Source organism: Mesorhizobium sp. WSM4887 (assembly GCF_029625865.1).
Taxonomy (GTDB): Bacteria; Pseudomonadota; Alphaproteobacteria; order Rhizobiales; family Rhizobiaceae; genus Mesorhizobium.
In genome coordinates this window covers 954,634-980,757 of record NZ_JARTVP010000001.1, presented here as the reverse complement: position 1 = coordinate 980,757, position 26,124 = coordinate 954,634, and the positions used below count along the sequence as shown (strand labels likewise).

The window sequence follows — 26,124 nt, the reverse complement described above, 5'->3', positions numbered from 1 at the left end:
GATGGCGGAGTGGGTCGAAGCTTGCGCGGTCGACGAGGTGGATGAGGAGGACGTGATCCGCTTCGACCATGGCGGCCGCACCTTCGCGATCTACCGCTCGCCTGACGACGAGTTCTTCGCCACCGACGGTTTCTGCACGCATGAAAAGGCGCATTTGGCCGACGGGCTGGTGATGGACGACATCATCGAATGCCCGAAGCATAATGGCCGCTTCAACTATAAGACCGGCCAGGCCAAGGGCGCGCCGGTCTGCGTCAACCTCAAAACCTATCCGGTCAAGGTCGAGGCCGGGAAGGTGATGATCGATATCGGCTGAAGGCAAGCGGAGCGCATCGCGGCGTTCTCGGAAAATGTCGGCGACGTCAACAGCGGCGCCTATCCGGAAGACCGGCACATCGTGCATATGGATCCAGACGAGCTCAGGCGTTTCATGAAGAAAGTGGACGCAAGAGCCTGAACGGGCACTGCGATGGGTCTGCCTGGTTTGCCGCCAAGTGCAGCAGGTATTGGGCCGGCCTTGCGGCCCGAGCCGGTAAGCTTTCGTCGAGAGATCGGCGCCTATTTCCGTAGCTTGACCACGCCCATCAGGACCTCCGGATAGGTTGCGGCCATCATCCCCTGATCGGCCTGCGCGGCAAAAATGGCGGTGCACCGTTCGGCGTTGAATCGGAAACGGCGTCTGTATTTTTCCTTGTTGAGAATGATCCCGGAGAGGCCGTCGAATTTGCGGAGCAATCGCTTGCGCAGACCTCTCGTCCAGAGCGGACGCTTGAACCGATCGAGCCAGGGCGTATCTTTCGCCAGGTTGCGATAGATCGCCATCGCGGCGAGTTCCACTCCTTCAGGGCTTGGCCACCACGGCTTTCCGAAGGTGAAATGACGCGCGAAGGCTCTACTGAAGGGTATCTGGCTGGAATAGTTGGTCTGCAGATTCCAGAGCGGATGCATCGTTTGCCAGCGTCCGGCAAACGCTATGTTGAGCGCTCCCTGATCGAGCTTCGGTACCCGCCGCAGCGCCAGTTCGCGCGCCCGCTCCAAGAGCCCCTCGGCGCGGATCATTGGCATGTTCAGCACCAGTATGCCGGCGTTGAAATGCGATGAGCCGGGCTCCATCTCAAGAGACTCACGGCAGCTCGGATCGAAATAGGTCTGTTCGTCATGGGCCGCCAAGAGTGGGGCATTCAGTTCAACATCGGCCAAGTCGGTGATCGACCGGTTGAAGATAACATCGGTGTCCACATAGACGAGCCTGTCGTAGGGCTCGAATACCGCCAGCTTGTCGGCAAGCAGGCGAATGTAGGTTGCTACGCTGAGGTGACCGGGATCGAAATCGAATTCCTTCAGGAGATCGGACACGTCGACGATCTTGACGGCAGCGCCGAGCAATCGGTCCGCGACCGGCAAATCCTCAGTTCCGGCGCCGATATGAAGGATGAAACCGTCGATAGGCGCAGATACGTCCAGTATGCGCCGCGCGCCCAGAACAGCGTATGGGAAATTTTTTGCGTCTGCCGCCAAGACGAAGCAGGAACGATGCAATTGAGCCACCCCTTATATGCCCTTGGCTCTTCATATCCGAACTCATCGTGCAACCCAAGAGGGTGCCGAGGGGCGCCGTCCGGCGGGCCCATAAGCGGCGGGGGCCGGCCATCCGATCCGGGCGCGCAGCCAGTTGGCTTGAGGGTTGGCTTGATGGGTGGTGATCTCGATCTGTCGTTGGTGGTCCGCAACGATGCGGTGCCCTGATCTCGTCTAATCGAGCAGTATCTGGTGCACCGCAGGGAGCCAATACCCGTCGGCGAGGACCGCATGGAGCGCATCGGCATGGGATCCGAGCGGCCGGTCTTCCTTAAGCGTCGGCACATGGGCGCGGACGGCCGCGTGGATCGCGCTGGTGGCCGGTGCAAGAATGAGCCCTTCGCGAAGATCGACGGCCTGTGCGGCGGCCATAAGCTCCAGGGCGATCAGCCGCCGCCACAGCACGATCATCTCGACGCATTTGGCGACGGCGAGGGGAGTCTGCGTCGCATGATCCTCAACACCCTCGGACACGGGTAGGAAGTCGAGCATCACCGGATTGGCCTTGTGGCGGATGGCGGCCAGGATCGCCGTCACCGTCTTCTGCAGCGGCACGAAGCCGGCGGACGCGCCGCCGATTGGCGACAGATATTTCGGCAAGCCGTGGCGGGTTGAGCCGGTGAGCTGGATGAAGCGCGCGGCCGACGCCGCCGCGCATTGCGCAATGGCCAGACCTAGCGTCTCGAAGGCGAGCGACAGCGAGGCGGTATGGAAATTCCCGGTCGACAGCACGAGTGAGTCGTTGGCGAGCACCAGCGGGTTGTCGGCGGACGCGTTGAGCTCGATCTCGACCGTGAGCCGGGCATGGTCGATCGCCTGGATGAGCGCGCCGTGGATCGAGGGCATGCAGCGGATCGACAGCGGATCCTGAAGGGTGGTCGGCGCGGGCGTCCCGTCGCGGGTGAGCAGGTCGCGCAGCGCCTTTGCCGCTACCTGCTGACAGGCGGCCGGCCGCGCCAGATGCAGGCGCGGGTCAAGGATGGTGCGGTTGGCCCCGAACGCTTCCATGGTGAGCGCGCCGGCCTGCTCCTGCTGTTCGAGTGCCGACAGCGCGTCGACGAGCGCCAGCGCGCCGGCGCCGGTAGAAACGGCGGAAGCGTTGATCAGCGACAAACCATCCTTCGGTGCCAGGCTGACTGGCGCAAGCCGCGCCATCATCAGCGCCTTTGCCGAAGGCATGCGCCTGCCCTGATAGTCGGCATCGCCTTCGCCGATCAGCGTGTGGGCTATCGCGGTCATCAGCACCAGGTCGCCGGCGCCGATCGAGCCCAGCGACGGCATCACCGGATGGATGCCGGCGTTGAGCAGATCGACAAGCGCGGTGAGGACATGCGGCGACAGGCCGGAGCCGCCGGCGGAAAGCATGGCGATGCGGGCAAACATTGCGGCGCGCACGAGCTGGGCGGGCAATGGGTTTCCCACCGCAGCTCCGCGTCCGTCGAGAAGCTGGCGCTGGAAGGCACCGGCATCGCCTTCGACAGTCGTGCCGAGATTGGCGCCCAGCCCGGTGTTCAGCCCATAGATCTGCTGGCCGCCGGCAGCGGCGTCATCGAGGACCTGGCGGACCTTGCCGAGTTTCTCGATGACCGCCGGCGTGATCTCGACCTTGCCTGCACTGCGCGCCACGGCGGCCACGTCCTCGATGCTGACGCCGGCGCCGGTGAGAACGAGCGGGGTCATGCGAAACGCAGCCTCTGGCCGATGCCTTGTTCCGCGGCTTTGGCCAGCATCGCCTTGCCGAGCGCGATGTCGGAGAGCGACAGACCCCGATGCCAGAACAGGATCGTCTCGCCGTCGCTTTGCCGGCCCGCTTTGTGCCCGGCAGCGATCTGGCCGAGCTCGGCATGCAGCGTCGCCTCGCTCAGCCGTCCCGTCTCGACATGGGCGCGCAGCGAGCCGAACTTGCCGCCCTTGCACTGACCCCAGTCGTCGACGACGATCTTTTGCATGATGTCGGTAAGCGAAAGCTCCACCGCGCTCATCGTGCCATAGGGCACGACCAGCGCGCCGCGCTTGATCCAGGCGGTCTTGAGCAGGGGTTGCGGTTCCGGTAGCCGCGAGGCTTCGACAACGATGTCGGCGCCTTCCACGCAGCTCTTCCAGTCGGCAACGGCGACAACCGGCTTGCCGAGGTCGGCGGCAAGCTTCGCGGCGAAAGCGTCGCGGCTTTCGGGGCGGCGCGAATGGACGCGGATCTCGTCGAAGTCGAACAGGTGATCGAGCAGTCGCACGTTCCAGTAGGCGGTGCCGCGCGCGCCGATGTGACCGAGCACCCTGGATGATTTCTTCGCCAGATGCTTGGCGCCGATGGCGGTGACCGCGCCGGTGCGCATATCGGTGATGACGGTGGCGTCGAGGATGGCGCGTGGCGCGCCGGTGCGCGGGTCGAACAGGTTGAGTATGCCGAATTCGGACGGCAGGGCGTGCAGGTAGTTGTCGACATAATCGCCGACGATCTTGACGCCGGCCGCATCGAGCGGCGCCACATAGCCGCGCAGCACGTTGAAATGACCGCGGAAGGACGGATCCGGCTCAAGATGGACGCGCGGCTCGATCACCGTCTGGCCCTTGCCCTGGGCGACGAGCCCGGCTTCGACGGCGCCGATGATCTCGGCATCGCTCAGGCCAAGGGCTTCAATGTCGAGAGCATTGAGGTAGTCGATATAGATCGGCTTCATGCATTTCCCTCGTCCGGCCCGCGCTCATCCATAACAGGCGGCGGGGCGACACGAAAGTTTGTTGGATAAGCTCTGGACTGGTTCAGCCTTATGCTGTTCAACCGGCGCGTCATGACCAGCATCCCCGACAATGAGGCCGTATCCCAGCTCGTGCCGACGGCGGCGCGCCAGGCGCGGCGCGTCGCGCTGATCGTTGCCGTCGCCTTCTTCATGCAGTTGCTGGATTCGACGATCATCTCGACGTCGCTGCCGCAGATGGGGCAGTCTTTCGGCGTGCCGGCAGTGGCGATGAGCATCGGGATCACCGCTTACATGTTGACCATGGCGGTGTTCGTGCCGTTGTCGGCCTGGCTTGCCGACCGGTTTGGCGCGCGCAACATTTTCCTCGTCGCGATCGGGCTGTTCACGCTGGCGTCGATCGCCTGCGGCTACTCACAGAGCCTGACGCAATTCGTTGCCGCCCGCATCGTTCAGGGCCTCGGCAGCGCCTTGATGACGCCGGTCGGCCGCATCCTGGTGCTGCGCAACGCCGCCAAGTCCGAATTGCTTGCCGCCACGGCGCTGATCACCTGGCCGGCCTTGTTCGCGCCGGTGATCGGGCCGATGCTCGGCGGCTTCATCACCACCTATCTGTCCTGGCACTGGAACTTCTTCATCAACGTTCCGCTCGGCCTCGCCGGGCTGCTGCTTGTCGCGCGCTTCGTTCCGGGCGATCGCGAATCCGAGACCAGGCCGCTCGACTGGCCGGGATTCTTCCTCACCGCGCTCGGCCTCGCCGCGATGCTCTATGGGCTGGAACGGCTTGCGCATCCCGAGGATGGCATGCTGCCGACAGTGGGCCTGGTTGCCGCCGGCGTCGCCGTCGGCTGGGTGGCCGTGCGGCACTTGCGGCGGGTGACGCATCCGCTGCTCGACCTGTCCCCCTTCAAAGTGCCGACCTTCGCCATCTCGACGCTCTCGGCGGGCACGATCTTTCGCGTCGCCATCAACGCCACGCCGTTCCTGCTGCCGCTGCTCTTCCAGGTGGGCTTCGGCATGCGGCCGGTGGACGCCGGCCTGCTGATCCTGGCCTACTTCCTCGGCAACCTCGGGATGAAAGCGGTGACCACGCCGACGCTCAGACTCTTTGGCTTCCGCCGGGTGCTGGTGGTCAACGGGGTGATTGCCTCGCTTGGAATCGCGGCGTGCGGCGTGATTTCGCCGCAGACACCGCTGGCACTTGTCGTGGCGTTGATGCTGGTCGCCGGTCTGACGCGCTCGATGCAGTTCACGGCGCTCAACACGCTTGCCTTCGCGGATATCGGCGCGCCGCAGCGCAGCTCGGCCGCGACTTTGTCCAGCATGCTGCAGCAGGTGGCGATGCTGTTTGGCGTGGCCGTGGCCGCGGCGATCCTCAACCTGTCGCAGATCGTGCGCAGTGGCGCGGCGCCCAACCTAATAGACTTCAGGATCGCCTTTTTCGTGATCGGCCTGATCGGGCTGGTGGCAGCGCTGCGCTTTCTGGTCCTTCCGGCCCATGCGGGTGCAGAGGTCTCAGGCCATACCGGGCGGGACTGAATGGGCTTGGAAGGCCGGCCTGCGCACGCCCGCGGCGGCACCGAACTTCTACGGCAAACTGTCGGGGCTCGGCACTTTTGTGCATCGCAATGACCCGGAGCTCATCGCCTCTGGCCCCGTCAAGGCGTGGAGGAATGACGACCGCTCCGCACCGACCAGCTGGGCGGATTTTCAGACTGAGCAGGGGTCTCCCCTTCTCCACAAGAAGGGAGAAGGGAAGGTTTGCTCTCTAATCGCTGCGCCTAAAATTACGGATGCGGTCGAACAGCACCGCCAGGATGATCGCGCCCCCGATGAAAGTGCCTTGCCAAAAGGCGTTGATGCCGAGCAGGCCGAGGCTGTTGCGGATGACCTCGATCAGGGCGGCGCCGACGATGGCGCCGAACGCGGTGCCGACGCCGCCGGCGAGGTCGGCGCCGCCGATGACGGTCGCGGCAATCACCTGCAGCTCCATGCCGTTGCCGAGATTGGTGGTGACGGCGCCGAGCCAGCCGGTCTGGATGATGCCGGCGAGACCGGCCGAGAGCGCCGAGATCATGTAGACTGCGACCTTGATCTGGCGCACCGGAACACCGGTCAGTGTGGCCGCATGCTCATTGCCGCCGATGGCGAAGATATGCCGGCCGAACTTGGTCCAGCGCAGGATGAAGCCGGTGATCAACGCCAAAAGGATCATGTAAAGCACCGGATTGGCGATGCCGAACACCCAGGCGCCGCCGCCCAGCGCCAGCAGCTTGTCGTGGTCCGGCCCGAACTGGAAGACGACGGTGTTGTTGGAGGCGACCATGGCGAGGCTGCGCGCCACCGACAGCATGCCGAGCGTCACCACGAAGGGTGGGAAACCGAGATAGGCGATGAGCACCCCGTTGAAGGCGCCGATGGCTAAAGCGGTGACGATCGAGGCCAGGATGCCGATTTCGATCGAATAACCGGCATGCATGGTGACGGCCAGCACCATCGAGCACAGGCACAGCACCGAGCCGACCGACAGGTCGATGCCGCCGGTGATGATGACGAAGGTCATGCCGAGCGCCACGATGGCGACGAAGGTGATGTTGCGGGTGATGTTGAAGAGGTTCTTCTGCGTGGCGAAAGCGTCGGTCGCGAAGGACAGGAACAGGCAGGCGAGGATAACCGCGATCACCACCCAGAAGGTCTGGTTGGCAAAGAGCCGTGAGAAGAATGTGTGCTGCTTCTGCGCGATCGTCTGGTCAAGGGTGACTGCCATTATCGACCTTTCCTGAGGCGTTGGACGCCTGATCCACGCGATTACGCAACCTGTTCGATGGCGCCGGTGATCAGCCCGGTGACTTCCTCGGGCGAGCTCGAGGCGATCTTCTTGTCGGCGACTTTCCTGCCGCGCCGCATGACGATGACGCGGTCGGCGACATCGAAGACGTCGGGCATGCGGTGGCTGATCAGCACCACGGCGATGCCCTGGTCACGCAGATGGCGGATCAGGTTCAGCACCTCCGCGACCTGTCTCACCGAGATCGCCGCCGTCGGCTCGTCCATCAGCACGATCTTGGCTTGCGACAGCATGGTGCGGGCGATCGCCACCGCCTGGCGCTGGCCGCCAGACATCTGCTTGACGAGGTCGCGCGGCCGCGTCTCGGATTTCAGTTCGGCAAAGAGCTGGCCGGCGCGCTTGTACATCGCGGCGTAGTCGAGAATGCGGAAGGGGCCGATGCCGCGGCGCAGTTCCCGGCCGAGATAGACATTGGCGGCAGCCGTCAGATTGTTGCAAAGCGCCAGGTCCTGATGGACGATCTCGATGCCGTGCTGGCGGGCCTCGGCCGGCTTGTGCAGGATCAGCTCCTTGCCGTCCATGTGCATCGTGCCGTGACTGGGGCGGAAATTGCCGGCGATCATCTTGACCAGCGTCGACTTGCCGGCGCCGTTGTCGCCCATCAGGCCGACGACCTCGCCGGCCTCGAGCGTGAACGAGACGTCGTTCACCGCCTGGATGGCGCCGAAGTGCTTCGAGATGTTGGCGAGTTCGAGAACCGACACCAGCCTTAAGCCTCCCCGTTTTCGTCCCTCGACTGCCTTGCCATAATTGCCGGCGCCGCAGGGGCCTCGCGCCTCCAACTCCTCCCGAGCAGGTGCGATAGACTCATTTAGGCAAATGCGGCCATGGGCGTCAATCAATTGTCGGGCGATTAATTTCGAGTCCCGTTGAAAAATCGGTTTTGTAGGACAAATAGCAATTGACGTTGGCAGCGAGCCGTTATTAGCTAGCATTGGAGGAAGAATTTTTCCGTCGCGGAATCGTTGCTCGGCGTGACGCGATGGGCAAGATTCAGGATCCGGCCGGCGCCCATTCGAGCTGGACGGATCGCCAAATGCTTATCGGCCCGGCTTGAGACACGAACCTTCCAGGTTATTCGCGTGTTGCTTGCATCCGGGCCGGTCGGTGTGGCGGGCACGTCGTGTCCGTCTGTTTTCAAGGGAGGACTGATATGAGGAAATCACTTTTGCTCGCCGCCGTCGCCGCCATGGCGCTGGGCGCCGGGCCGGCTTTGGCCAAGAAACAGCTCGTGATTGTCGTAAAGGGCCTCGACAACCCGTTCTTCGAAGCCATCCATCAGGGCTGCGAGAAGTGGAACAAGGAGAACGCCAGCTCCGAATATGAATGCTTCTACACCGGCCCGGCATCGACCTCGGACGAGGCCGGCGAAGCCCAGATCGTGCAGGACATGCTGAGCAAGCCGGACACGGCCGCGATGGCGATCTCGCCGTCCAACGCGCCGCTGATCGCGCAGACGATCAAGAGCGCCAATCCGTCGATCCCGATCATGACGGTCGATGCCGATCTCGCCAAGGAAGACGCCGCGCTTCGCAAGACCTATCTCGGCACCGACAATTATCTGATGGGCAAGCGGATTGGCGAATACATCAAGAAGGCCAAGCCGAATGGCGGCACGATCTGCACGATCGAGGGCAATCCGGCCGCCGACAACATCCTGCGCCGCGCGCAGGGCATGCGCGATGCGCTGTCGGGCAAGGAAGGCCTGCCGGCGCTCGCCGGCGAAGGCGGCTGGACGGAAGTGGCGGGTTGCCCGGTGTTCACCAATGACGACGGCGCCAAGGGCGTGCAGGCGATGACAGACATCCTGGCCGCCAATCCGAAGCTCGACGCTTTCGGCATCATGGGCGGCTGGCCGCTGTTCGGCGCTCCGCAGCCCTATCGCGACCTGTTCAAGCCGATGGCCGACAAGATCGCCAAGAACGAGTTCGTCATCGGCGCCGCCGACACGATCGGCGACGAGGTGGCTATCGCCAGGGAGGGCCTTGTGACCGCACTGGTCGGCCAGCGGCCGTTCGAAATGGGCTACAAGGCGCCGTCGGTGATGCTCGACCTCATCCAGGGCAAGAAGGTCGACGATCCGGTCTTCACCGGCCTCGACGAATGCACAAAGGATACGGTCGACACCTGCATCCAGAAGTAGGCTTCGATCCCCGGGGCGCCCTTCGAAGGGCGCCCCTCCACCTTTCGCCAGGACTATGGGCGCGGCCTTGCCGGGGCGGCGGAGCCAAGAGTTTTTGCGCCAGAATTTTCTTATCCGGCAGAGTTTTTGCGGGCGTCTTGGAGCCCGCGACAGGAGGCACCGGAAGGCGGATGCCACGGGAAAAGTCTGGAAAGCGCTTAGCCGAGCCTGCACAGCCGGCCACGATACGACGACCCGAGGCGACGCGGATCGCCGGCCTCAGCGTGCACGCATCGCTCGCCGGCGAGATCGGCCTCAGGATCGTGCGCGGCGACTATCCGCCCGGAACTGTCCTGCCCAACGAAGCCAAATGGTCGGAAACCTTCAATGTCAGCCGCTCGGCGGTGCGGGAGGCCATCAAGATGCTGATGGCCAAGAGCCTGCTCGCGTCCCGCCCCAAGATCGGCAGTTGGGTCGAGCCGAGGGAGCGCTGGAACCTGCTCGACCGCGACGTGCTCGCCTGGTACGCGACCTCGCCTGACCGCGAGGTGTTTCTCAGAACGGTGCAGGAGTTCCGCCATATCATCGAGCCTGAGGCGGCCGCCTTCGCGGCGCTGCGGCGCTCCGACGAGCAGATGGTCGAAATCAGCCAAGCGTGCCGCGAAATGGGGGAGGCGGCGCATATCCAGGAGCGCACGCGCGCCGATACGCGGTTCCATCTCGCCATCCTGCGCGCCTCGGGCAATGAGCTGCTGGTGCCGCTAGGCGTACTGATCGAATCGGCGCTCGATCATCTCTTCATCTTCGTCACGCGCGAGCACAGCGACCAGCGGCGGGCCCAGTCCCTGCACGAGGCGATCGAGCGAAACATCCGCCTGCAGCGCCCGGCCGCGGCGAGAAGCGCGGTGCACAGGCTTCTCGCCAATACCGACGAGGTGATCGAGCTCTCGAGACGCTGACAGGCTTGGCCGCGGCTTTCAGATCGTCTGCTTTTTGCCGCCCTTCGACGGCATCAGGTCGACGCCGTTGAGCTTGCCGATATGGGTGGCCAGCATCGGCACATACTGCTCGGCCGGCCCCGCCGCGAAGGCGGTCGCGAACGAATTCTTGGTGGCGTTGCCAAGCGGATTGGCGATGCCGGCAGCGCCGGCCATCGATTCCAGATAGGTCAAATCCTTGAAGGCATTGGCGATGGAGAATTTGTGGGCGTCGCGGTCGCCTTCCAGCGTCCAGCGCATGAAGGTCTGGTAGAAGCCGCAATCCATGCGGCCGTTGCGGATCACGCTGTCGAAGCGGGGCGGCGAGATGCCGACCTTCTGCGCCAGCGCCAAGGCTTCCGAATAGATCGCCGCGTAGCCGAGCGAGATGAAGTTGTTGAGCAGCTTCATGCGGTGGCCGTCGCCGGTGTCACCGATATGGACGATGCGGCCGGCCCAGGTTTCGATCACCGGCTTCAACCGTGCGAACACCGCGTCGGGCGCGCCGACCATGGCGTCGAGCGTGCCTTCCCAGGCCTCCTTCGGCGTGCGACTGAGCGGCGCGTCGACATAGTCGACGCCGAGCGCCCTGAGTTCGGCTGCCAGCGCGACGGTAGAGACGGGATCGGATGTCGAGCAATCGACGACCACGCAGCCTTGCTTCAGACCTTCCTTCAGCCCGCCGGGGCCGCGGATGATCGCCTCGACCTCACGCGAGCCGGTGACGCAGATGAAGACGATGTCGGAGGCCGCTGCCACTTCTTTGGACGTGGCCACTTCCTTTGCGCCGCGGCCGAGCAGGTCATCCGCCGGCTTGCGGTTCTTGCGGCCGAGGAAGGTGAGCGGATAGCCCTTGTCGACGATGTTCTTGGCGATGCCATGCCCCATCAGGCCGAGGCCGATGAAACCGATGTTTTCGCGGGCAGCGGTGGTGGTCATGTCGTTTCGTCCCTGTCTTTCCTGATGGTCGGCGCCGGCGCGACCGGCCGGCGAGCTTTGCTGGAGAAGGGTTTCGCGGATCGCGGTTGGCAGGCCGTTGCTGAATGCCATATTGTCTGACAATACACACAATCCTTGAGAAATGTGGAGAGCAAAATGACGAAGCGGATCATGTTCACCGGCGGCAGCGGCAAGGCCGGCCGCCATGTCGTGCAGTATCTGGTCGAGCATGGCTGCCAGGTGCTCAACATCGACACCAAGCCGCTCGACAACCCGAAGGTGCGCACGCTGATCACCGACATTACCGACAGCGGCCAGGTGTTCAACGCGCTGTCGAGCTATGCCGGGCTGCATGAATTCGATCCATCGCTGCGCGCACAGCCGGTCGACGCCGTGGTGCATTTTGCCGCCATCCCGCGGATCATGATCACCCCGGACAACGAGGTGTTCCGCATCAACGCGATGGGCACCTACAACGTCATCGAAGCGGCGGTGAAACTCGGCATCCGCAAGGTGATCATCGCCTCCAGCGAGACGACCTACGGCCTGGTCTTCGCCAACGAGCCGCGCAACCCGACCCATTTCCCGCTCGACGAGGACTATGACGTCGATCCGATGGACAGCTACGCCCTGTCCAAGATCGTCAACGAAAAGACGGCGCGCGCCTTCGCGCTGCGCAGCGGTTTCGACATCTATGCGCTGCGCATCGGCAACGTCATCGAGCCGCATGAATATGCGCTGTTCCCGAAATGGTTTGCCGATCCCGGTTTCCGCAAGCGCATTGCCTGGAGCTATATCGACGCCCGCGATCTCGGCCAGATCGCCTTGCGCGCCATCGAGAAGGATGGGCTGGGCTATCAGGTGTTCAACGCCGCCAATGACGAGACCTCGTCCGATCTGCCGACGGCCGAGTTGCTGAAGCGTTTCTATCCAGGCGTGCCGGTGAAAGCCGAGCTCGGTGAATTCGAGACGCTACTGTCCAACCGCAAGGCGCGGGACGTGCTCGGCTTCCGCCCCGAACACAGCTGGCGCAAATACGTCAAAACAGCGTGAGGGCCGACAAACATAGGTTGAGCTGTGCACAGCGCGGCGTCTAGCGGCAAAGGCGGCCTTGCCGCGCTTGACAGCTTCTGAAAACCGGACTTTCTGGGCGTATGCGGGACGCAAAGCCGAACAACGATAAGAGGCCGACGAAAGCGGCATCCGCCGAGCGTATGGCTGGCGTTCGCCGGCCGGACGCGCCGCGCATCCCTGGTGCCAGCGTGCACACCTCGCTGGCCAGCGAAATCGGCCTTCGGATCGTGCGCGGCGACTACCCGCCGGGCACCATCCTGCCCAACGAGGCCAAATGGTCGGAGACTTTCGACGTCAGCCGCTCGGCGGTGCGCGAGGCGATCAAGATGCTGATGGCCAAGAGCCTTCTGGCATCACGTCCGAAAATCGGCAGCTGGGTTGAGCCGAAGGAGCGCTGGAACCTGCTCGACCGCGACGTGCTCTCCTGGTACGCGACGTCGCCGGACCGTGAAGTCTTCCTGAAGACGGTGCAGGAATTCCGCCACATCATCGAGCCCGAGGCGACGGCTTTTGCCGCAATGCGGCGCACCGATGAGCAGATGGCCGAGATCAGCCAGGCCTGCCGCGAGATGGGCGAGGCGACCAATCTGCAGGAGCGGACGCGCGCCGACACCCGCTTCCACCTGGCCATTCTCAGGGCCTCCGGCAACGATCTCCTGGTGCCCCTGGGCGTCCTGATCGAATCCGCCTTCAATCATCTCTTCGCCTATACGACACGCGAGCTGGACGACCTGCAGCACGCCCAGAAACTGCACGAAGCGATCGAGAGGAACATCCGGCTGCAGCGGCCGGATGCTGCGCGCAACGCCGTGCGCAAGCTGCTCGCGAATACCGACGACGTCATCCGCTCGCGCTAAGGCCTACCGATACCCGGGTGAGGCCCGGTCCGACCTCGACAAGTCCTTAGTCTTCCTTCTCGCGCCCGAAAGCGACGCGCAACTCGTCCTTGGCCTTTTCCAGAACTCGCTTGCGCTTCTCCGGCAGGTTCCTGCCGGCGCGGTTGATGTAGAAATTCAGCATCGACATCGCGGATCGGAACGGCTCAGCCTTGCGGCGATGGCTGTGCTCAGCCGAGCGCTTCAGCGAGGTGGCGATCCTCTTGGCATCGTCGGATTCGAAAATGTGCTCCTCGAGATCCAGCGCATCGCTGTGCGCGGTCACTTCGGCCGACCATTTTTTCCTGGCGGTCATGGCGAACCTCCTTCCTGGGGCACAACTCCCCTTGGGCACAACGCTCTCTTGGGGCAAAAACTCTGGGCGGCATGGCCGGTTCCCGATTTCTGGAGCCACGGATTTGTCCCTTGTGGCGCTGCTCGGCACCGGGAATGCGCCGATACTTGGGGTGGAAACCGCCCGATCACCAACAAGCGCGGACAGGAAAGGTGTGACGACAACCGTCTCCAGCCGGGCAGATGGCCCCAGCATCGACAGCGCCTATGCATGGGTACGGCTCGGCGTCTCGATGCTTTTGTCGACGATCGGCGGCGCCGGCATGTGGGCGGTGGTCGTCGTTCTGCCCGCCGTGCAGGCCGAATTCGGCGTCGACAGGGCCGCGGCTTCAATGCCTTATACCGCGACCATGGTCGGCTTCGCCGCCGGCAATATGCTGGTCGGACGCGCCATCGACCGCATGGGTTACTGGATCCCGGCGCTCGTCTCTGCGATTGCGCTCGGCGCGGGCTTCCTGCTCGCCTCGCTGACCAGCTCGATCCTTGCGTTCAGCCTTGTCCAGGGGCTTCTGATCGGACTCGGCACATCGGCGATCTTCGGCCCGTTGATCGCCGACATCTCGCACTGGTTCAACCGGCGCCGCGGGGTCGCGGTGACCGCGGCCGCATCCGGCAGCTATCTTGCCGGAGCAGTCTGGCCGACGGTGATGCCCTATGTCATGCAAGGCGAAGGCTGGCGGTTCACCTATGCCGCGATCGGCATCTTCTGCCTCGCTACCATGGTGCCGCTGGTGCTGATGCTGCGCCGCGGCGCGCCGCGCGAAGCCACCCATGGCTCGCCGGGAAGCCGGCCGACGCAGCCAATCTCGCTGTCGCCGGCGGCGTTGCAGATGCTGCTGGTGATTGCCGGCTTCGGCTGCTGCATGGCGATGTCGATGCCGCAAGTGCATATCGTCGCCTATTGCATGGATCTCGGCTACGGCGTCGCGCGCGGCGCCGACATGCTGTCGATCATGCTGGCGGCGGGCGTTGTCAGCCGCATTGGCTCAGGTTTCCTCGCCGATCGCATCGGCGCGGTGAAAACCTTGATCATCGGCTCGGCGCTGCAATGCCTGTCGCTGCTGTTCTATATTCCCTTCGACGGGCTGGCCTCGCTGTATGTGGTGTCGCTGGTGTTCGGCCTCTCGCAAGGCGGCATCGTTCCCTGCTATGCGATCATCGTGCGCGACTACATGCCGGCCAAGGAAGCCGGCCAGCGCGTCGGCATCGTCCTGATGGCGACGATCTTCGGCATGGCCGCCGGCGGCTGGATGTCGGGCTGGATCTACGATCTAACCGGCTCCTATGCCGCCGCCTTCCTCAACGGCATCGCCTGGAACCTGGTCAATCTCGCGGCGATTTTGCTGCTTATGTGGAAGGCGAGGCGAGGCGCGGAAGCGCCGGCCTGATTTCCGCCGGCAACCCTGGCCATTGCAAGCTTGTCTACCGGCGCAAAGGTGGGGCCAGGTGATACTCGTCCGTGCACTTTCGTATGGCGTCGCGCCCGAATACTGGGTGCAGCAGGCTATTTACTTGGAAAGGCTTTGGGCGGAATATTGCGAAAGTGGGAGGAAGCAGTCGGAAAATCTCCTGAATAAATGCGCTCGAACGGCTTCCGCCCGTTGAATGCAAGGGAGGATAATCATGAGACGTACTTTCCCGCTCGCGGCATCCGCCGCGGCGTTGTTGCTCGGCGTGCCCTCCGCCTTCGCGCAGTCCGGCGGCGTCGAGAAAGCAGTCGGCGGCTACAGCTTCGAGGAAGCCGCAAAGGAAGCCCCCACCACCAAGGATTTCCATTCGGCCGATGGCCATCTCACCTTCGCCATCGTCACACATACGGCCGGCAACGGCTTCTTCGATCCGGTCTATGTCGGCGCAACCGCCGCCGGCAATCTGATCGGCGCCAAGATACTGCTGCTCGGCTCGGAATCTCCGACCGACGACCCGGCCCGCGAGATCGAAATCCTGAATCAGATCGTGCAGGATCCGACGATCGACGGGCTGATCATGACAACGCCCCAGGTCGGCGCCTACAACGACATCGTCAAGGCTGCCGCGGCCAAGGGCATACCGGTAGCAACGACCAATTCCTTCGACGGCACGATCCTCGACCGCAGCGGCATCAGCCACACCGGTCAGGACGCCTCCGCCGCGGCGATCGCCGGCGAGGCACTCGTCAAGTGCCTGGCGGACAAGGGCATCGAGAAGGGCTCGATCGTTCTGCCGTCATCGACCGCGATGGGCAACATCGAGGTGAACAATCGCGTCACCGCGGCCTTCAACGCGATCGTCAAAGGCCTGAAGGATGCCGGCAAGCTCGAGGCCTTCAAGGTCGACGCAGGTCCCGAGAACACCGGCATCGACACCAATCCGAACGATCCGGTGAACGGCATCGTGACGCTGTTCGAGTCGCGCGGTGACGTTGTCGGCGCCTTCGCCGGCAACAACGTGTTCACGCCAGCGCTGGCCAAGGCCGTCGCCCAAACCGGAAAGACCGGCAAGATCTGCGCCTATGGGTTCGACCTCGGTCCGGCGCAGCAGGATGCGTTGAAGAGCGGCGACCTGACCGGCGCGCTCGGGCAGCAGCCCTTCCTGCAGGGCTTCTATCCGGTCATGCAACTCTATCTGCAGATCGATCGCGGCATCGCGGCCGCCAATCTCGACACGCGCGCCCAACTCGTGACGCAGGAGACCGTTGGAAAGGTCGGCAAGCGTTTCGAGAACTGAATGTCAAAGCGACACTGAACCGGCGCGGGAGGGCTGGTGTCCTCCCGCGCATTTTGGCCTTCGGAACCTTTTATCAAAGAATGCCCGCTGAAGCTCTCGCTCGTCGCCTTCCACCCCAGCTCATCGGCGGCTGGGAAATGGGATTGCTTGCCCTGCTGGCGCTGATCTATCTCGGCGGGGCTGCCGTCAATCCGGCGTTTTTCGGCTCGCCGGAGGCGTTCCATGCACTGCTTCGCGATACCTCGCGGGTCGCCATCATCGCCGTCGGAATGACCTTCGTCATCATCAACAAGGACCTCGACCTTTCGGTCGGTTCCATCTACGGCCTTGTGGCCGTCGTTTTTGCGAGGCTGTTCGCGCCAAGCTTCGCCGATCTCGGCATCGTCATGTCGGTGACCGTCTGCGTCCTTCTTGGGATGTTGATCGGCCTCGTCAACGGCGTGCTCGTTACCATCCTAAAAGTGCCGGCGTTCATCGCCACCTTGACCACGCTTCTGATCGGCCGCGGCTTCGTCCTCGCCCTGACGCACGGTCAGGCGATCTACTATCCAGGAAAAGCGAAGGAGGCCCCGCTCTTCTTCCATCTCGGCGAGACGAACGTCTTCGGCTTCAACAACCAGATCGCAATCTTCGCGGTCGTTGCCGTGATCGGCGCCTACGTGCTCGCCAACACTCGCTGGGGCTACGAAACCTTTGCGACGGGCGGCAACGAGCAGGCAGCAGTCTATGCTGGCATACCGACGAACTGGGTGCGCATCCGTGCCTATCTGCTCTCGTCGCTCTGTGCCGCCGTTGCCGGCCTCCTGTCGGCCGCTCAGGACAAGGGCGTGACCCCGCTTTACGGCGTCAGCGGCGAACTGACCGTCATCGCCGCGGTGATCATCGGCGGCGCTTCCATTCTAGGCGGTCGCGGCCGCGTCGCCGGGTCCTGCCTCGGCGCCATGCTGGTCGTTCTGCTCGACAAGGTGCTGCGCGAGGGTTTGCCGATCACGCGCACCATCAAGATCGGCGAGGAGGAGGTGACGGTCAACGCCGTCTACTCCCTGCCAGTGGGCGCGGTTCCGGTCTTCCTCGGACTGCTGCTTGTCATCGCCGTGCTGATCGAACCCTATCTCATCCGCCGCCAGGTCGCGGCGCGCCTCTGGGCATGGCTGCGCGGCAGGCCGCCGCCCCCGGCCTTCGAGATCGGCGGGGTCGCGCTCGAGGGCGTGGTGACCAAGGGCGCGATGGCGACCGACATCGCACTGTCGGCAACGGGGTTCGGCAAGTTCCTCGCCCGGCGCGATGCCCTCGCCGTCATCCTGACAGTGGTGCTGTGGCTCACGGGCCTTTTCCTCAGGCCGGATTACTGGTGGAACCTGTCCAACACTTTCGCGATCCTGCTCAACTATACGGAACTGGCGCTGATCACGGTCGGGCTTACCTACGTCATCGCGGCCGGCGATATCGACCTCTCCGTCGGAGCCGTCCTGGCGCTCGCCGGCAGCGCGGCGGCCTATTTCCTGAAGGTCCTGGGCGCCGACCCCGTCACCGCTGTCGCGATGGGCCTCCTTGCGGGAATGCTTGCCGGCCTCGTCAACGCTGTCGTCGCCGTTGGCTTGAAACTGCCGGCCTTCATCGCAACGCTTGGCATGTTCTACATCGCCCGCGGCCTCGCGGCCTGGTTCGTCGCCGGGCAGCAGCTTACCGGCTGGCCGGAGGGCTACAATTTGCTCGGCCGCAAGGTGAATGACATCCTCCTTTACTTCAGCATCGTGCTTCCGGATGGCATCCTCAGAACACTGGCCGAGGTGGTCAGCGTGCAGACGGTCTGGATGATCTTCGTCGCCGGGATTGCCGGTGTCGTGCTCGCCTACACGCCGTTCGGGCAAAAGGTCTATGCAACCGGCGGCAACATCCGCGCCGCCGCCTATGCCGGCATCAACACCAACCGGGCGCGCTTCATCTCGCTCATGCTGGCGGCGTTCTGCGCGACGATGGCCGGGATCATCAACGTCGCCTATTTCCGAAGCTTCAACCCCGTTGCAGGCCAGTTCCGCGAACTCGACGCCATCGCGTCGGTGATAATCGGCGGCGGGTCGATCTTCGGCGGCTACGGCACCATGCTGGGTTCTCTGGCCGGTGCAGCCGTGATCACACTCGTTAGGGCCCTCCTGCAGCTCAATGTCCAGGGCTTCAGCATGCCGCAGCATTGGATCAATGTCTTCATCGGCGTCATCCTCATTGTCGCGGTGCTGATCGACATCTGGGTGCGCCAGGCCAATATCTTCGGTCGCCTGCGAGCCCGCCTCGCGCGAGGCGCACGAACCCGGGAAACCATTCATGCCTGATGCTGCGTTGCCTCAACCGATCGTGGAAATGCGAAGCATCGAAAAAGCCTTCGGTGCCGTTCAGGCGCTTCGGAAAGTCGATCTAGTGCTCTATCCCGGAGAGATCCTTGGACTGGTCGGCGACAACTCGGCCGGCAAGTCGACGCTCATGAAGATCCTGACCGGCGCCTATCAGCGCGACGCCGGCGAAATCCTCGTCGCCGGTCAACCGGTGCACTTCAAGAGTCCGCATGAGAGCCGCGATGCGGGCATCGAGATGATCTACCAGGATTTCGCTCTTTGCGGAAACATGGATGTCGGCCAGAACATCTTTCTCGGCCGCTGGCCGCGCAAAGGCCCTTTCGTCAATCGCCGCAAGATGTACGCGGAAGCCGATAGCGTGCTGAAGCGGCTCAAGGTGGACGTGAACTCCGTTTTCCAGAAGGTCGAGAGCCTGTCGGGCGGTCGCCAGCAATCCGTGGCGATTGCCCGCGCGATTTCGTTCGAGCCACGCGTCGTGATCCTCGACGAACCGACCGCCAATCTCTCGGTGATGGCGACCGCGCGGCTCCTCGAGACCATGCTGGAACTGAAAAGGCAGGGTGTTGCCCAGATCATCATCTCGCATCGGCTGGTCGACATTTTCGCCGTAGGCGACCGTGTCATGGTGCTCAAGCGCGGCGAGAATGTCGGCGACCGTCATGTCAGGAACACCGACGAGCACGAGGTCCTTGAGATCATCGTCTCCGGCACGCGGGAGCAGGCGCTTACGGCCGATCAAGCGAGGGCGGTCTGACCACCGAGGCATTGACCCCGGGGTTTATCGCCTCTGCCGGGGGTCGGCTGAACCAAAATTCGTCGGCTTGACAACGGCCATGGCCTGCGCGACCCAACCAGAATGGGACGGGCTGCGAAACATGGTTGCTGTGGCTAAACTGTTGATCGTCAACTCGCCGCTGCGCTCCTTTCGTGCAAAAAGGACAAGGCGGTGACAAGGCCGCGCTCGCGGCGCGGCGGCGGCCGCCCGACCATCGCCGACGTGGCGCGCAAGGCGGGCGTCGGCGCGATCACCGTGTCGCGTGCGCTGCGCGAGCCTGGGCGGGTCTCGGAAGATCTGCGCCGGCAGATACAGGTCGCCGTCGACGAGCTCGGTTACATCCCGGACCCCAATGCGCGCGCATTGGCTTCGGCGCGCGCGGAGGTCTTCGGCGTGCTGGTGCCGTCGCTCACCAACAATGTCTTTGCCGAAGTGGTGCGCGGCATCTATGACAGTCTTTCGGACAGCCCTTTCCGCATCCAGATGGGCAATACCCACTATTCGGGCCTGGAAGAGGAGCGGCTGCTGCAGCTGTTCGCCTCGCAGCGCCCGGCGGCGCTTATCGTCGCCGGCATCGACCAGACGCCGCAGTCGCGAAAGCTGCTGGAGACGGCCGGCTGCCCGGTGGTGCAAGTGATGGAAACCGGACACGATCCGGTCGATATGCTGGTCGGCTTCTCGCATTTCGACGGTGGCCGCGCTGCCACCGAGCACCTGATCGAGGCAGGTTATCGGCGCATCGGTTTCATCGGCGCGCGCATGGACCCGCGCTCGCAGCGGCGCCTTGCCGGCTATCGCGCGGCCATGGAGTCGGCCGGCCTGTTCGATCCCCGCCTGGTCACCACCACGCCGCTACTGTCCAGCGTGACGCTCGGCCGCGAGCTTTTGCGCGATGCTCTGGCCAAGATGCCGTCGCTCGACGGCGTCTTCTGCAACAATGACGATATCGCGCTGGGGGTCTTGTTCGAATGTCGCCGCGCCGCCATCGCGGTACCGAAGGCCATCGGCATCGTCGGCTTCAACGACCTCGACATGATGCAGGCGGCGTTCCCCTCGGTCACCAGCGTTCGCACGCATCGTTATGAAATCGGACGGCAGGCAGTGGCGATGGCGCTGGCGGCGATTGCGGGCCGGAGGCCCCAGCAGAGGGTTGTCGATCTCGGTTTCGAGCTCATTCGCCGCGAGAGCACCGCACGTTGAAACACGCAAAGACGACTGTGCAAATGCCGGTTTACTACCTTGCATGGTAGCGCTACCATCTTCTGCGTCGAGCAATAAGATGGCAGACGCGAGGCGCTGTTTATTATACATAAGCAAACAGTCCGTACTTGTTTATTATGTATAATATGATAGTTTGCTGAATTGCCCTCAGGCGAGGCAAGAGGAGGCAGCGGGCGGCAAAGGTCGGCCGGCAGGCGATTGGATGCGGCAGGAGGTGCCGGCCAAAACGCCAGGACTTAATCAACAAGCAGAACTGCAACTGGGAGGAATACTGATGATCAAGTCACTTGTTGGCGGTGTGGTTGCCGCCACTGCATTTGTCATGCTGAGCTCGTCGGCGATCGCCGATCCGGAAATCGTCAAAGGGCCCTCGGCCGAGCCCGACTGCTTCGCGCCCTGGGCGGCCGACACACAATTCTTCAAATATCCGAAGAAGGAAGGGCCCTATCGTATCGCGCTCGCGAACGGCTACATCGCCAATACCTGGCGCATCCAGATGATCCAGACGGCCAAAGCCTATGCCGCGCAGCCGGACGTCGCCAAGAAGCTGAAGGAATTCAAGGTGGTATCGACCGGCGAGGATGTGCCGGCGCAGATCTCGGCGATCAATAACTTCATCGATTCCGGCTTCGACGCGATCGTCGTCAACGCCCAGAACCCGACCGCGTTCGGGCCTGTGATCAAGCGCGCCAAGGAAGCCGGTGTCATCCTGGTTGCCTTCGACAACATCCTCGACACCAAGGACGCCATCAACGTCAATGTCGACCAGAAGGGGCTCGGCGAATTGTGGGGCAAATGGCTGGTCTCGCACGTTCCGAACGGCGGCAAAGTGCTTGAGGTGCGCGGCGTCGCGGGTACCTCCGTCGATACCGACCGGCACAATGGCATTCACGAGGTTCTCAACGCGTCGGGCAAGAAATGGGACGTCACCGAGGTCGTCGGCAAGTGGGACGACGGCGTGGCGCAGAAAGCCACGGCCGACGCGATCGCCACCAGCGGACCGTTCGACGGCATCACAGGGCAAGGCGGCGATACCGGCATCGTGCAGGCGATGATCGACGCCAAGCATCCGTTCGTGCCGTTCGGCGGCGAGACGGAAAACGGCTTCCGCAAATTCTGCGCGGCGCATGCGGCGGACGGGCTGAAATGTTCGTCGGCCGGTACCGGCCCGGCGCAGGTTGCCGTTGCCATCAAGACGGCGATTGCCGCGCTCGAAGGCAATGTCGTGCCGCAGTCGGTCAAGCTGCCTTTGGCCATCGTCGAGGATCCGAACTTCAAGGCAGGGCAGGACTACTTCCCCGATCAGTCCGACAATTTCTTCGTCGGCAATTCCTTCCCGACCTGCGGCATCAATTTCACCGCGCAGGAAATCATGGGCCAGACCAAGGAAAACAAATAGTCTGACGGACCGGCGTCGCGGAAGCCGCGACGCCGGCCGCTTGATGCCAATCACGAACTGGCCTGGGGAGGGCTGATGAACGGCGCGGCTCCGCTCTTCCGCATGGAAGGCATATCCAAGCGCTATGGCGGCGTGCGCGCCCTGGAAAAGGCCGATCTCACCGTCACGGCCGGCAGTATCCACGCCATTCTCGGTGAGAACGGCGCCGGCAAATCGACTTTGATCAAGGTCATGGCCGGTGTCGTTGCGCCGGATGAAGGTACCATGACCCTGGACGGCCGCGAGGTGACATTTGCTTCGCCCGCCGCGGCAAACCAGGCCGGCATCGTCTGCATCTTTCAGGAGCTGTCGCTCATTCCGGAGCTGAGCGTCGCCGACAACATCGTCATATCCGATCCGCCGAAACGCTTCGGCATGATCGACCGCAAGGCGCAACGGCGCCTCGCGGAACAGGCGCTTGCCCGCGCGGGTGCCGCCGATATTCACCCCCTGGCGCTGATCAAGGACCTGCCGCTCTCGCGACGACAGATGGTCGAGATCGCCAAGGCGTTGGCCAGGAAGCCGCGCATCCTGATCCTCGACGAAGCGACGTCGGCGCTGACCGCCGCCGATGTCGCGAAGGTCTTCGAGGTGCTGAAGCGGTTGCGCCAGGAAGGGCTGGCGCTGCTCTATATCTCCCACCGAATGAACGAGATCTCCGAGCTTGCCGACCAGTGCACGGTGTTTCGCAACGGCCGCAATGTTGCCAGCTATCGGGCTGGATCGAAGAGCGACAACGAAGTCGTCGAGCTGATGATCGGCCGAGAATACAGCCACATCTTTCCGCCGAAGCCGACCAGGCCCCAGACGGTTGCGGCTCCTGTGCTGGAGGCGCGCAACCTGTCCTGGAGCGATAGGCTGGACAATATCTCGCTCTCGGTTGCGGCCGGCGAGGTCGTAGGATTGGGCGGGCTCGACGGGCAGGGTCAGCGTGAGCTGCTGCTGGCGTTCTTCGGCGTTCTGCGAGGTCTTTCCGGGCAGATCCTGGTCGACGGCAAGAAGGTTTCGATTGCCAGCCCGGCAGCCGCCAGCGATGACCGTATCGGCATGGCGCTGATCCCGGAAGACCGCAAGACGGAAGGGCTGATGCTGCCGATGACGGTGCGCGAGAACCTTTCCTTCGCAGCACTAGACAGGCTGTCCAAGGCCAGCGTCATCGACCGTGCCGCCGAGCAGCGGCTGATCGATGACATGGTTGAATTACTGGCCATCAAGACGGCGGGGCTCGATATCCCTGTCGGGGCGCTGTCCGGCGGCAACCAGCAGAAGGTGGTGATCGCCAAATGGCTGATGCGGCAGCCGCGCATCATTCTGCTCAACGATCCGACGCGCGGCATCGATGTCGGCACCAAGCAGGAGCTCTATCAGCTGATGCGTAAGCTCGCCGACGCCGGCGCCGCGATATTGTTTTATTCGACCGACTATGACGAGCTGATCGGCTGCTGCGACCGCGTGCTCGTGCTTTATGACGGCGCCATCAAGCGCGAGCTGGTTGGCGCCGATATCACCGAGCACGCGCTGATCGCCAGCGCGCTGAATATCCACGGCGGCAGCGGGCGGGCAGAACAAGGAGAGGGCGCGTGAAGGATTGGCGCTATTGGCTGGCCGAACAGCGCGGAACGCTGCTGGCGTTCGCCATCTTCATCGTCATGTTCGCGATCTACAGCGGCAATCATCCAGCCGGCTTCACGGCCAATGTCGTGCAGACGGCGGCGAACAAGGGCGTTCTGCTTGCCTTCGTGGCGATGGCGCAAACGCTGGTTGTGATCACCGCCGGCATCGATCTCTCGGTCGGCATGATCTTCACGCTGACCAATTGCATGGCTTCCTGGCTCGTCATCGGCACGGGTCTCGAGACGGCGTTCGGATTGGTGGCTGTGCTTGGCACCGGGCTCGTCTGCGGGGCAATCAACGGCGCCATCGTGATCTACGGGCGCCTGCAGCCGATCGTCGCTACGATAGCCACGGGCGCCGTCTATTTCGGTCTCGCGCTGCTTTTGCGACCGGTTCCCGGCGGATCGGTCAACGAGGACGTCGCCGATTTCCTGACAGGGCGCTTCTTCGGCGTCGTGCCGGCAAGCCTGATGGCGCTGTTCGTCGTCGTGCTTGTCGTGTGGGTGCCGTTCCGCCGCTCCGAGCTCGGCCGCGCCGCTTACGCTGCGGGCTCGTCCGAAACGGCAGCCTATATGTCGGGTGTGCCGATCCGCAGGGGCAAGTTCCTTGCCTATACGCTGGCCGGACTGCTTGCCGCGATTGGCGGCCTGTTCCTCACCTTCTTTACCTATACGGGCGAGGCTGCCTATGCGAGCGGCAATGCCTACACGTTGTTCTCGATCGCGGCAGTTGTGCTCGGCGGCGTCTCGCTGTTCGGGGGCAAAGGCAGCGCTATTGGCGCGATCTTCGGAGCGCTCGCCTTCCGCACCATCGGCGACCTGCTGTTCGTCTTCGATTTCGACCCGCTCTGGCAGCCGCTGTTCCAGGGCATCATCCTGTTGATCGCGGTCAGCCTCGGCGCCTTCGCGCTGTTTCGGGTGCGCAACCGGCTGGAGTGGTTCCTGTGAGCGAAACGACGCTTGGCGGCATCGCCAGCCGCATGCCGAAATTCATCCGCCGCGCCGATCCGGCGGTGGCGACCGCCTTTGCCTGCATCGTTATCCTGCTTCTGCTAGGCAGCCTCTATTCGCGCAGTTTTCTCTCGCCGGAATATCTCCTGCAGCAGCTGAAGGTCGCGTCATTCCTCGGCGTGATCGCCACCGGCATGATGCTGGTAATCCTGCTCGGCCAGATCGACCTTTCCGTGCCGTGGTCGGTGGCGACCGGCGCGATGATGGCCTGTGCCGCTGCAGCCTACGGTCCGGTCGGCGTCGCGCTCGCCATCCCGTTCGGCGTCCTGTGCGGGGTCGCGATCGGCATCGTCAACGGCGTCGGCGTGGCTTATTTGCGCATTCCCTCGATGATCATCACTCTAGCCACCAACGCCGTCGCGCAAGGGCTGATGGTGGTCTATACGGGCGGGTTCTCGCCGCAGGATTCGGCGACAGCGGCGATGCGCTACCTTGCGACCGGCTTCACCATTCCGGGGGTGCCGAACGCGGTGATCATCTGGGCGCTGATAGGGGCGGCAATGGTTTTCGTGCTGACCCGCACCTCCTTCGGCCGCGTCGTTTACGGCATCGGTAACCGTGAGCGCGCCGCCTATCTTTCCGGAATCGACACGCGCCGCGTGGTGCTGATTGCCTTTGCCGTCTCCGGCGGGCTCTCGGCCTTCGGGGGCGTCCTGCTCGCGGGCTACGCATCGAAGGCGGCGCAGTCGATGGGCGACGCCTATCTGTTGCCGTCGATCGCCGCCGTGGTGCTGGGCGGCACTTCGATCCTCGGCGGCCGCGGCTCATATCTTGGCACCGTCGCCGGCGTGATCCTGATCACGCTGCTGCAATCGATCCTGTCGGTCATGCAGATGCCGGAGGCGGGGCGGCAGATCATTTACGGCGTCGTGATCGTGGCCATGCTTTTGCTCTATGGCCGTGCGCCGGCAAGCCGCTGACTGTGGATGAAGGATCGTAAGGTCACAGCCGTCGGAGGTTTCCATTGAACGACATCCGGTCAGCGCCGGCCATAGTCGTGATGGGGGTCGCCGGCTGCGGCAAGACGGTGATGGGCGAAGCGCTGGCCGAGGCGCTGGGCGCGGTCTTCATCGAGGGCGACCGGTTGCATCCGCCGAAAAACGTGGCGCGCATGGCGCGCGGCGAGCCGCTGACGGATGCGTTGCGCGAGGGTTGGCTCGATGCCATCGGCGAGCGCATCGCAGCCTCGGTCGGCGAGGGACACAAGCCGGTGGCGGCCTGTTCGGCGCTGAAGCGCAGCTACCGGAACCGGCTGCTCAGCTTTTGCCCGGGCATCGTCTTCCTCTATCTGAAGATCGATCGCGAGACTGCCCGGCGACGGGTGTCGGGGCGCAAAGGCCATTTCATGCCGGCGAGTCTGGTCGACAGCCAGTTCGCGACCCTGGAAGAACCGGAGCCGGACGAACCGGCGGTGACGGCGGATGGCGCGCGGAGCGTCGCGGCCATCCTTAAGCAAGCACTGAGCTCAAGCCCCTCGAGCTGACCAGATTTAGGCGACGCACTTTTCAGTCTTCGTTCTGATGCATGTCGTTGACCCAAAACCGCT

The 26,124-nt window shown here is 63.7% G+C and carries 23 protein-coding genes and 2 pseudogenes; 18 read left to right on the top strand and 7 right to left on the bottom strand.

All coding sequences use genetic code 11. The annotated features are described in order from the left end of the window. The first annotated feature begins 1 nt into the window (after position 1). Together P9230_RS04650 and P9230_RS32410 are read left to right on the top strand one after the other, a co-directional pair. Positions 2-316 (top strand): MocE family 2Fe-2S type ferredoxin, encoded by a 315-nt coding sequence (locus P9230_RS04650; protein WP_095824968.1) that lies wholly within the window; start codon positions 2-4, stop codon positions 314-316. Between the two features lie 3 nt (positions 317-319). Then, positions 320-457: pseudogene (locus P9230_RS32410) on the top strand (3-methyl-2-oxobutanoate hydroxymethyltransferase); the annotation flags it as partial. A 101-nt stretch (positions 458-558) separates the two neighbouring features. Here P9230_RS32410 and P9230_RS04645 read toward each other — a convergent pair. From P9230_RS04645 to P9230_RS04635, 3 genes are all read right to left on the bottom strand, one after another. After that, on the bottom strand, positions 559-1,518 hold the full coding sequence (locus tag P9230_RS04645) for a glycosyltransferase (protein ID WP_278117599.1): 960 nt from the start codon (positions 1,516-1,518) through the stop codon (positions 559-561). 234 nt (positions 1,519-1,752) lie between these two features. After that, positions 1,753-3,258, bottom strand: coding sequence for a histidine ammonia-lyase (gene hutH, locus P9230_RS04640; protein ID WP_278117597.1), 1,506 nt, complete (start codon positions 3,256-3,258; stop codon positions 1,753-1,755). Next, positions 3,255-4,256, bottom strand: coding sequence for an ornithine cyclodeaminase family protein (locus tag P9230_RS04635; RefSeq protein WP_127216175.1), 1,002 nt, complete (start codon positions 4,254-4,256; stop codon positions 3,255-3,257). The genes hutH and P9230_RS04635 overlap by 4 nt, the downstream gene beginning before the upstream one ends. Positions 4,257-4,367: 111 nt before the next feature. On the opposite strand from P9230_RS04635, the gene P9230_RS04630 reads away from it, so the two are divergent. Both P9230_RS04630 and P9230_RS04625 read left to right on the top strand, forming a co-directional pair. Next, entirely contained in the window at positions 4,368-5,813 is a 1,446-nt protein-coding gene (locus P9230_RS04630) for an MFS transporter (protein WP_127246130.1), read from the top strand. A 4-nt stretch (positions 5,814-5,817) separates the two neighbouring features. Next, positions 5,818-5,922, top strand: a pseudogene (locus P9230_RS04625) (amidohydrolase); the annotation flags it as partial. A gap of 120 nt (positions 5,923-6,042) precedes the next feature. Here the strand turns inward: P9230_RS04625 and P9230_RS04620 are convergent. Further along, a complete protein-coding gene (locus tag P9230_RS04620) occupies positions 6,043-7,041 on the bottom strand; it encodes an ABC transporter permease (protein WP_066992267.1) in 999 nt (332 codons plus the stop codon). A 41-nt stretch (positions 7,042-7,082) separates the two neighbouring features. Beyond that, positions 7,083-7,826 (bottom strand): ATP-binding cassette domain-containing protein, encoded by a 744-nt coding sequence (locus P9230_RS04615; RefSeq protein ID WP_066992363.1) that lies wholly within the window; start codon positions 7,824-7,826, stop codon positions 7,083-7,085. A gap of 449 nt (positions 7,827-8,275) precedes the next feature. Here P9230_RS04615 and P9230_RS04610 point away from each other — a divergent pair, with 449 nt between their 5' ends. Then, positions 8,276-9,265, top strand: coding sequence for a sugar-binding protein (locus P9230_RS04610; RefSeq protein WP_066992270.1), 990 nt, complete (start codon positions 8,276-8,278; stop codon positions 9,263-9,265). Between the two features lie 170 nt (positions 9,266-9,435). Further along, positions 9,436-10,203, top strand: coding sequence for a FadR/GntR family transcriptional regulator (locus P9230_RS04605; RefSeq protein ID WP_067328889.1), 768 nt, complete (start codon positions 9,436-9,438; stop codon positions 10,201-10,203). A gap of 18 nt (positions 10,204-10,221) precedes the next feature. On the opposite strand, the gene P9230_RS04600 is transcribed toward P9230_RS04605, so the two are convergent. Further along, positions 10,222-11,160 carry an NAD(P)-dependent oxidoreductase gene (locus P9230_RS04600; RefSeq protein WP_067329143.1) on the bottom strand — a complete coding sequence of 313 codons (939 nt, stop codon included), beginning with the start codon at positions 11,158-11,160 and terminating at the stop codon, positions 10,222-10,224. Between the two features lie 156 nt (positions 11,161-11,316). On the opposite strand from P9230_RS04600, the gene P9230_RS04595 reads away from it, so the two are divergent. Together P9230_RS04595 and P9230_RS04590 are read left to right on the top strand one after the other, a co-directional pair. Further along, positions 11,317-12,213 (top strand): NAD(P)-dependent oxidoreductase, encoded by an 897-nt coding sequence (locus P9230_RS04595; RefSeq protein ID WP_095783976.1) that lies wholly within the window; start codon positions 11,317-11,319, stop codon positions 12,211-12,213. Between the two features lie 101 nt (positions 12,214-12,314). Beyond that, positions 12,315-13,091, top strand: a complete 777-nt coding sequence (locus P9230_RS04590; RefSeq protein WP_278054260.1) for a FadR/GntR family transcriptional regulator — start codon at positions 12,315-12,317, stop codon at positions 13,089-13,091. A 46-nt stretch (positions 13,092-13,137) separates the two neighbouring features. Here P9230_RS04590 and P9230_RS04585 read toward each other — a convergent pair whose 3' ends face one another. Next, a complete protein-coding gene (locus P9230_RS04585) occupies positions 13,138-13,425 on the bottom strand; it encodes a DUF3175 domain-containing protein (RefSeq protein WP_066992279.1) in 288 nt (95 codons plus the stop codon). A gap of 193 nt (positions 13,426-13,618) precedes the next feature. Between P9230_RS04585 and P9230_RS04580 the strand changes: the two genes are divergently transcribed. The 10 genes from P9230_RS04580 to P9230_RS04535 all read left to right on the top strand — a co-directional run bounded on the left by P9230_RS04580 (position 13,619) and on the right by P9230_RS04535 (position 26,061). Then, complete coding sequence (locus tag P9230_RS04580; protein WP_245475185.1) at positions 13,619-14,851, top strand: MFS transporter; 1,233 nt, start codon at positions 13,619-13,621, stop codon at positions 14,849-14,851. Positions 14,852-15,086: 235 nt separating this feature from the next. After that, positions 15,087-16,169 carry a substrate-binding domain-containing protein gene (locus tag P9230_RS04575; protein WP_095802325.1) on the top strand — a complete coding sequence of 361 codons (1,083 nt, stop codon included), beginning with the start codon at positions 15,087-15,089 and terminating at the stop codon, positions 16,167-16,169. 80 nt (positions 16,170-16,249) lie between these two features. Next, positions 16,250-18,499: an ABC transporter permease gene (locus tag P9230_RS04570; RefSeq protein WP_278117594.1), complete on the top strand. Its 2,250-nt coding sequence runs from the start codon at positions 16,250-16,252 to the stop codon at positions 18,497-18,499. Next, positions 18,492-19,274, top strand: coding sequence for an ATP-binding cassette domain-containing protein (locus tag P9230_RS04565; protein WP_066990523.1), 783 nt, complete (start codon positions 18,492-18,494; stop codon positions 19,272-19,274). Before P9230_RS04570 ends, P9230_RS04565 begins: the two co-directional genes overlap by 8 nt. Before the next feature lie 192 nt (positions 19,275-19,466). Beyond that, the gene (locus P9230_RS04560; RefSeq protein ID WP_067328901.1) at positions 19,467-20,495 is read left to right on the top strand and encodes a LacI family DNA-binding transcriptional regulator; all 1,029 of its coding nucleotides are present in this window, start codon (positions 19,467-19,469) and stop codon (positions 20,493-20,495) included. A gap of 295 nt (positions 20,496-20,790) precedes the next feature. Continuing rightward, entirely contained in the window at positions 20,791-21,915 is a 1,125-nt protein-coding gene (locus P9230_RS04555) for a sugar ABC transporter substrate-binding protein (protein ID WP_066990529.1), read from the top strand. A 75-nt stretch (positions 21,916-21,990) separates the two neighbouring features. Then, positions 21,991-23,538, top strand: coding sequence for a sugar ABC transporter ATP-binding protein (locus tag P9230_RS04550; RefSeq protein WP_095802328.1), 1,548 nt, complete (start codon positions 21,991-21,993; stop codon positions 23,536-23,538). Beyond that, positions 23,535-24,515, top strand: coding sequence for an ABC transporter permease (locus P9230_RS04545; RefSeq protein WP_066990536.1), 981 nt, complete (start codon positions 23,535-23,537; stop codon positions 24,513-24,515). The genes P9230_RS04550 and P9230_RS04545 overlap by 4 nt, the downstream gene beginning before the upstream one ends. Further along, positions 24,512-25,498 carry an ABC transporter permease gene (locus tag P9230_RS04540; protein ID WP_095802329.1) on the top strand — a complete coding sequence of 329 codons (987 nt, stop codon included), beginning with the start codon at positions 24,512-24,514 and terminating at the stop codon, positions 25,496-25,498. The genes P9230_RS04545 and P9230_RS04540 overlap by 4 nt, the downstream gene beginning before the upstream one ends. A gap of 80 nt (positions 25,499-25,578) precedes the next feature. After that, complete coding sequence (locus P9230_RS04535; protein ID WP_082954084.1) at positions 25,579-26,061, top strand: gluconokinase; 483 nt, start codon at positions 25,579-25,581, stop codon at positions 26,059-26,061. Positions 26,062-26,124 lie beyond the last annotated feature (63 nt).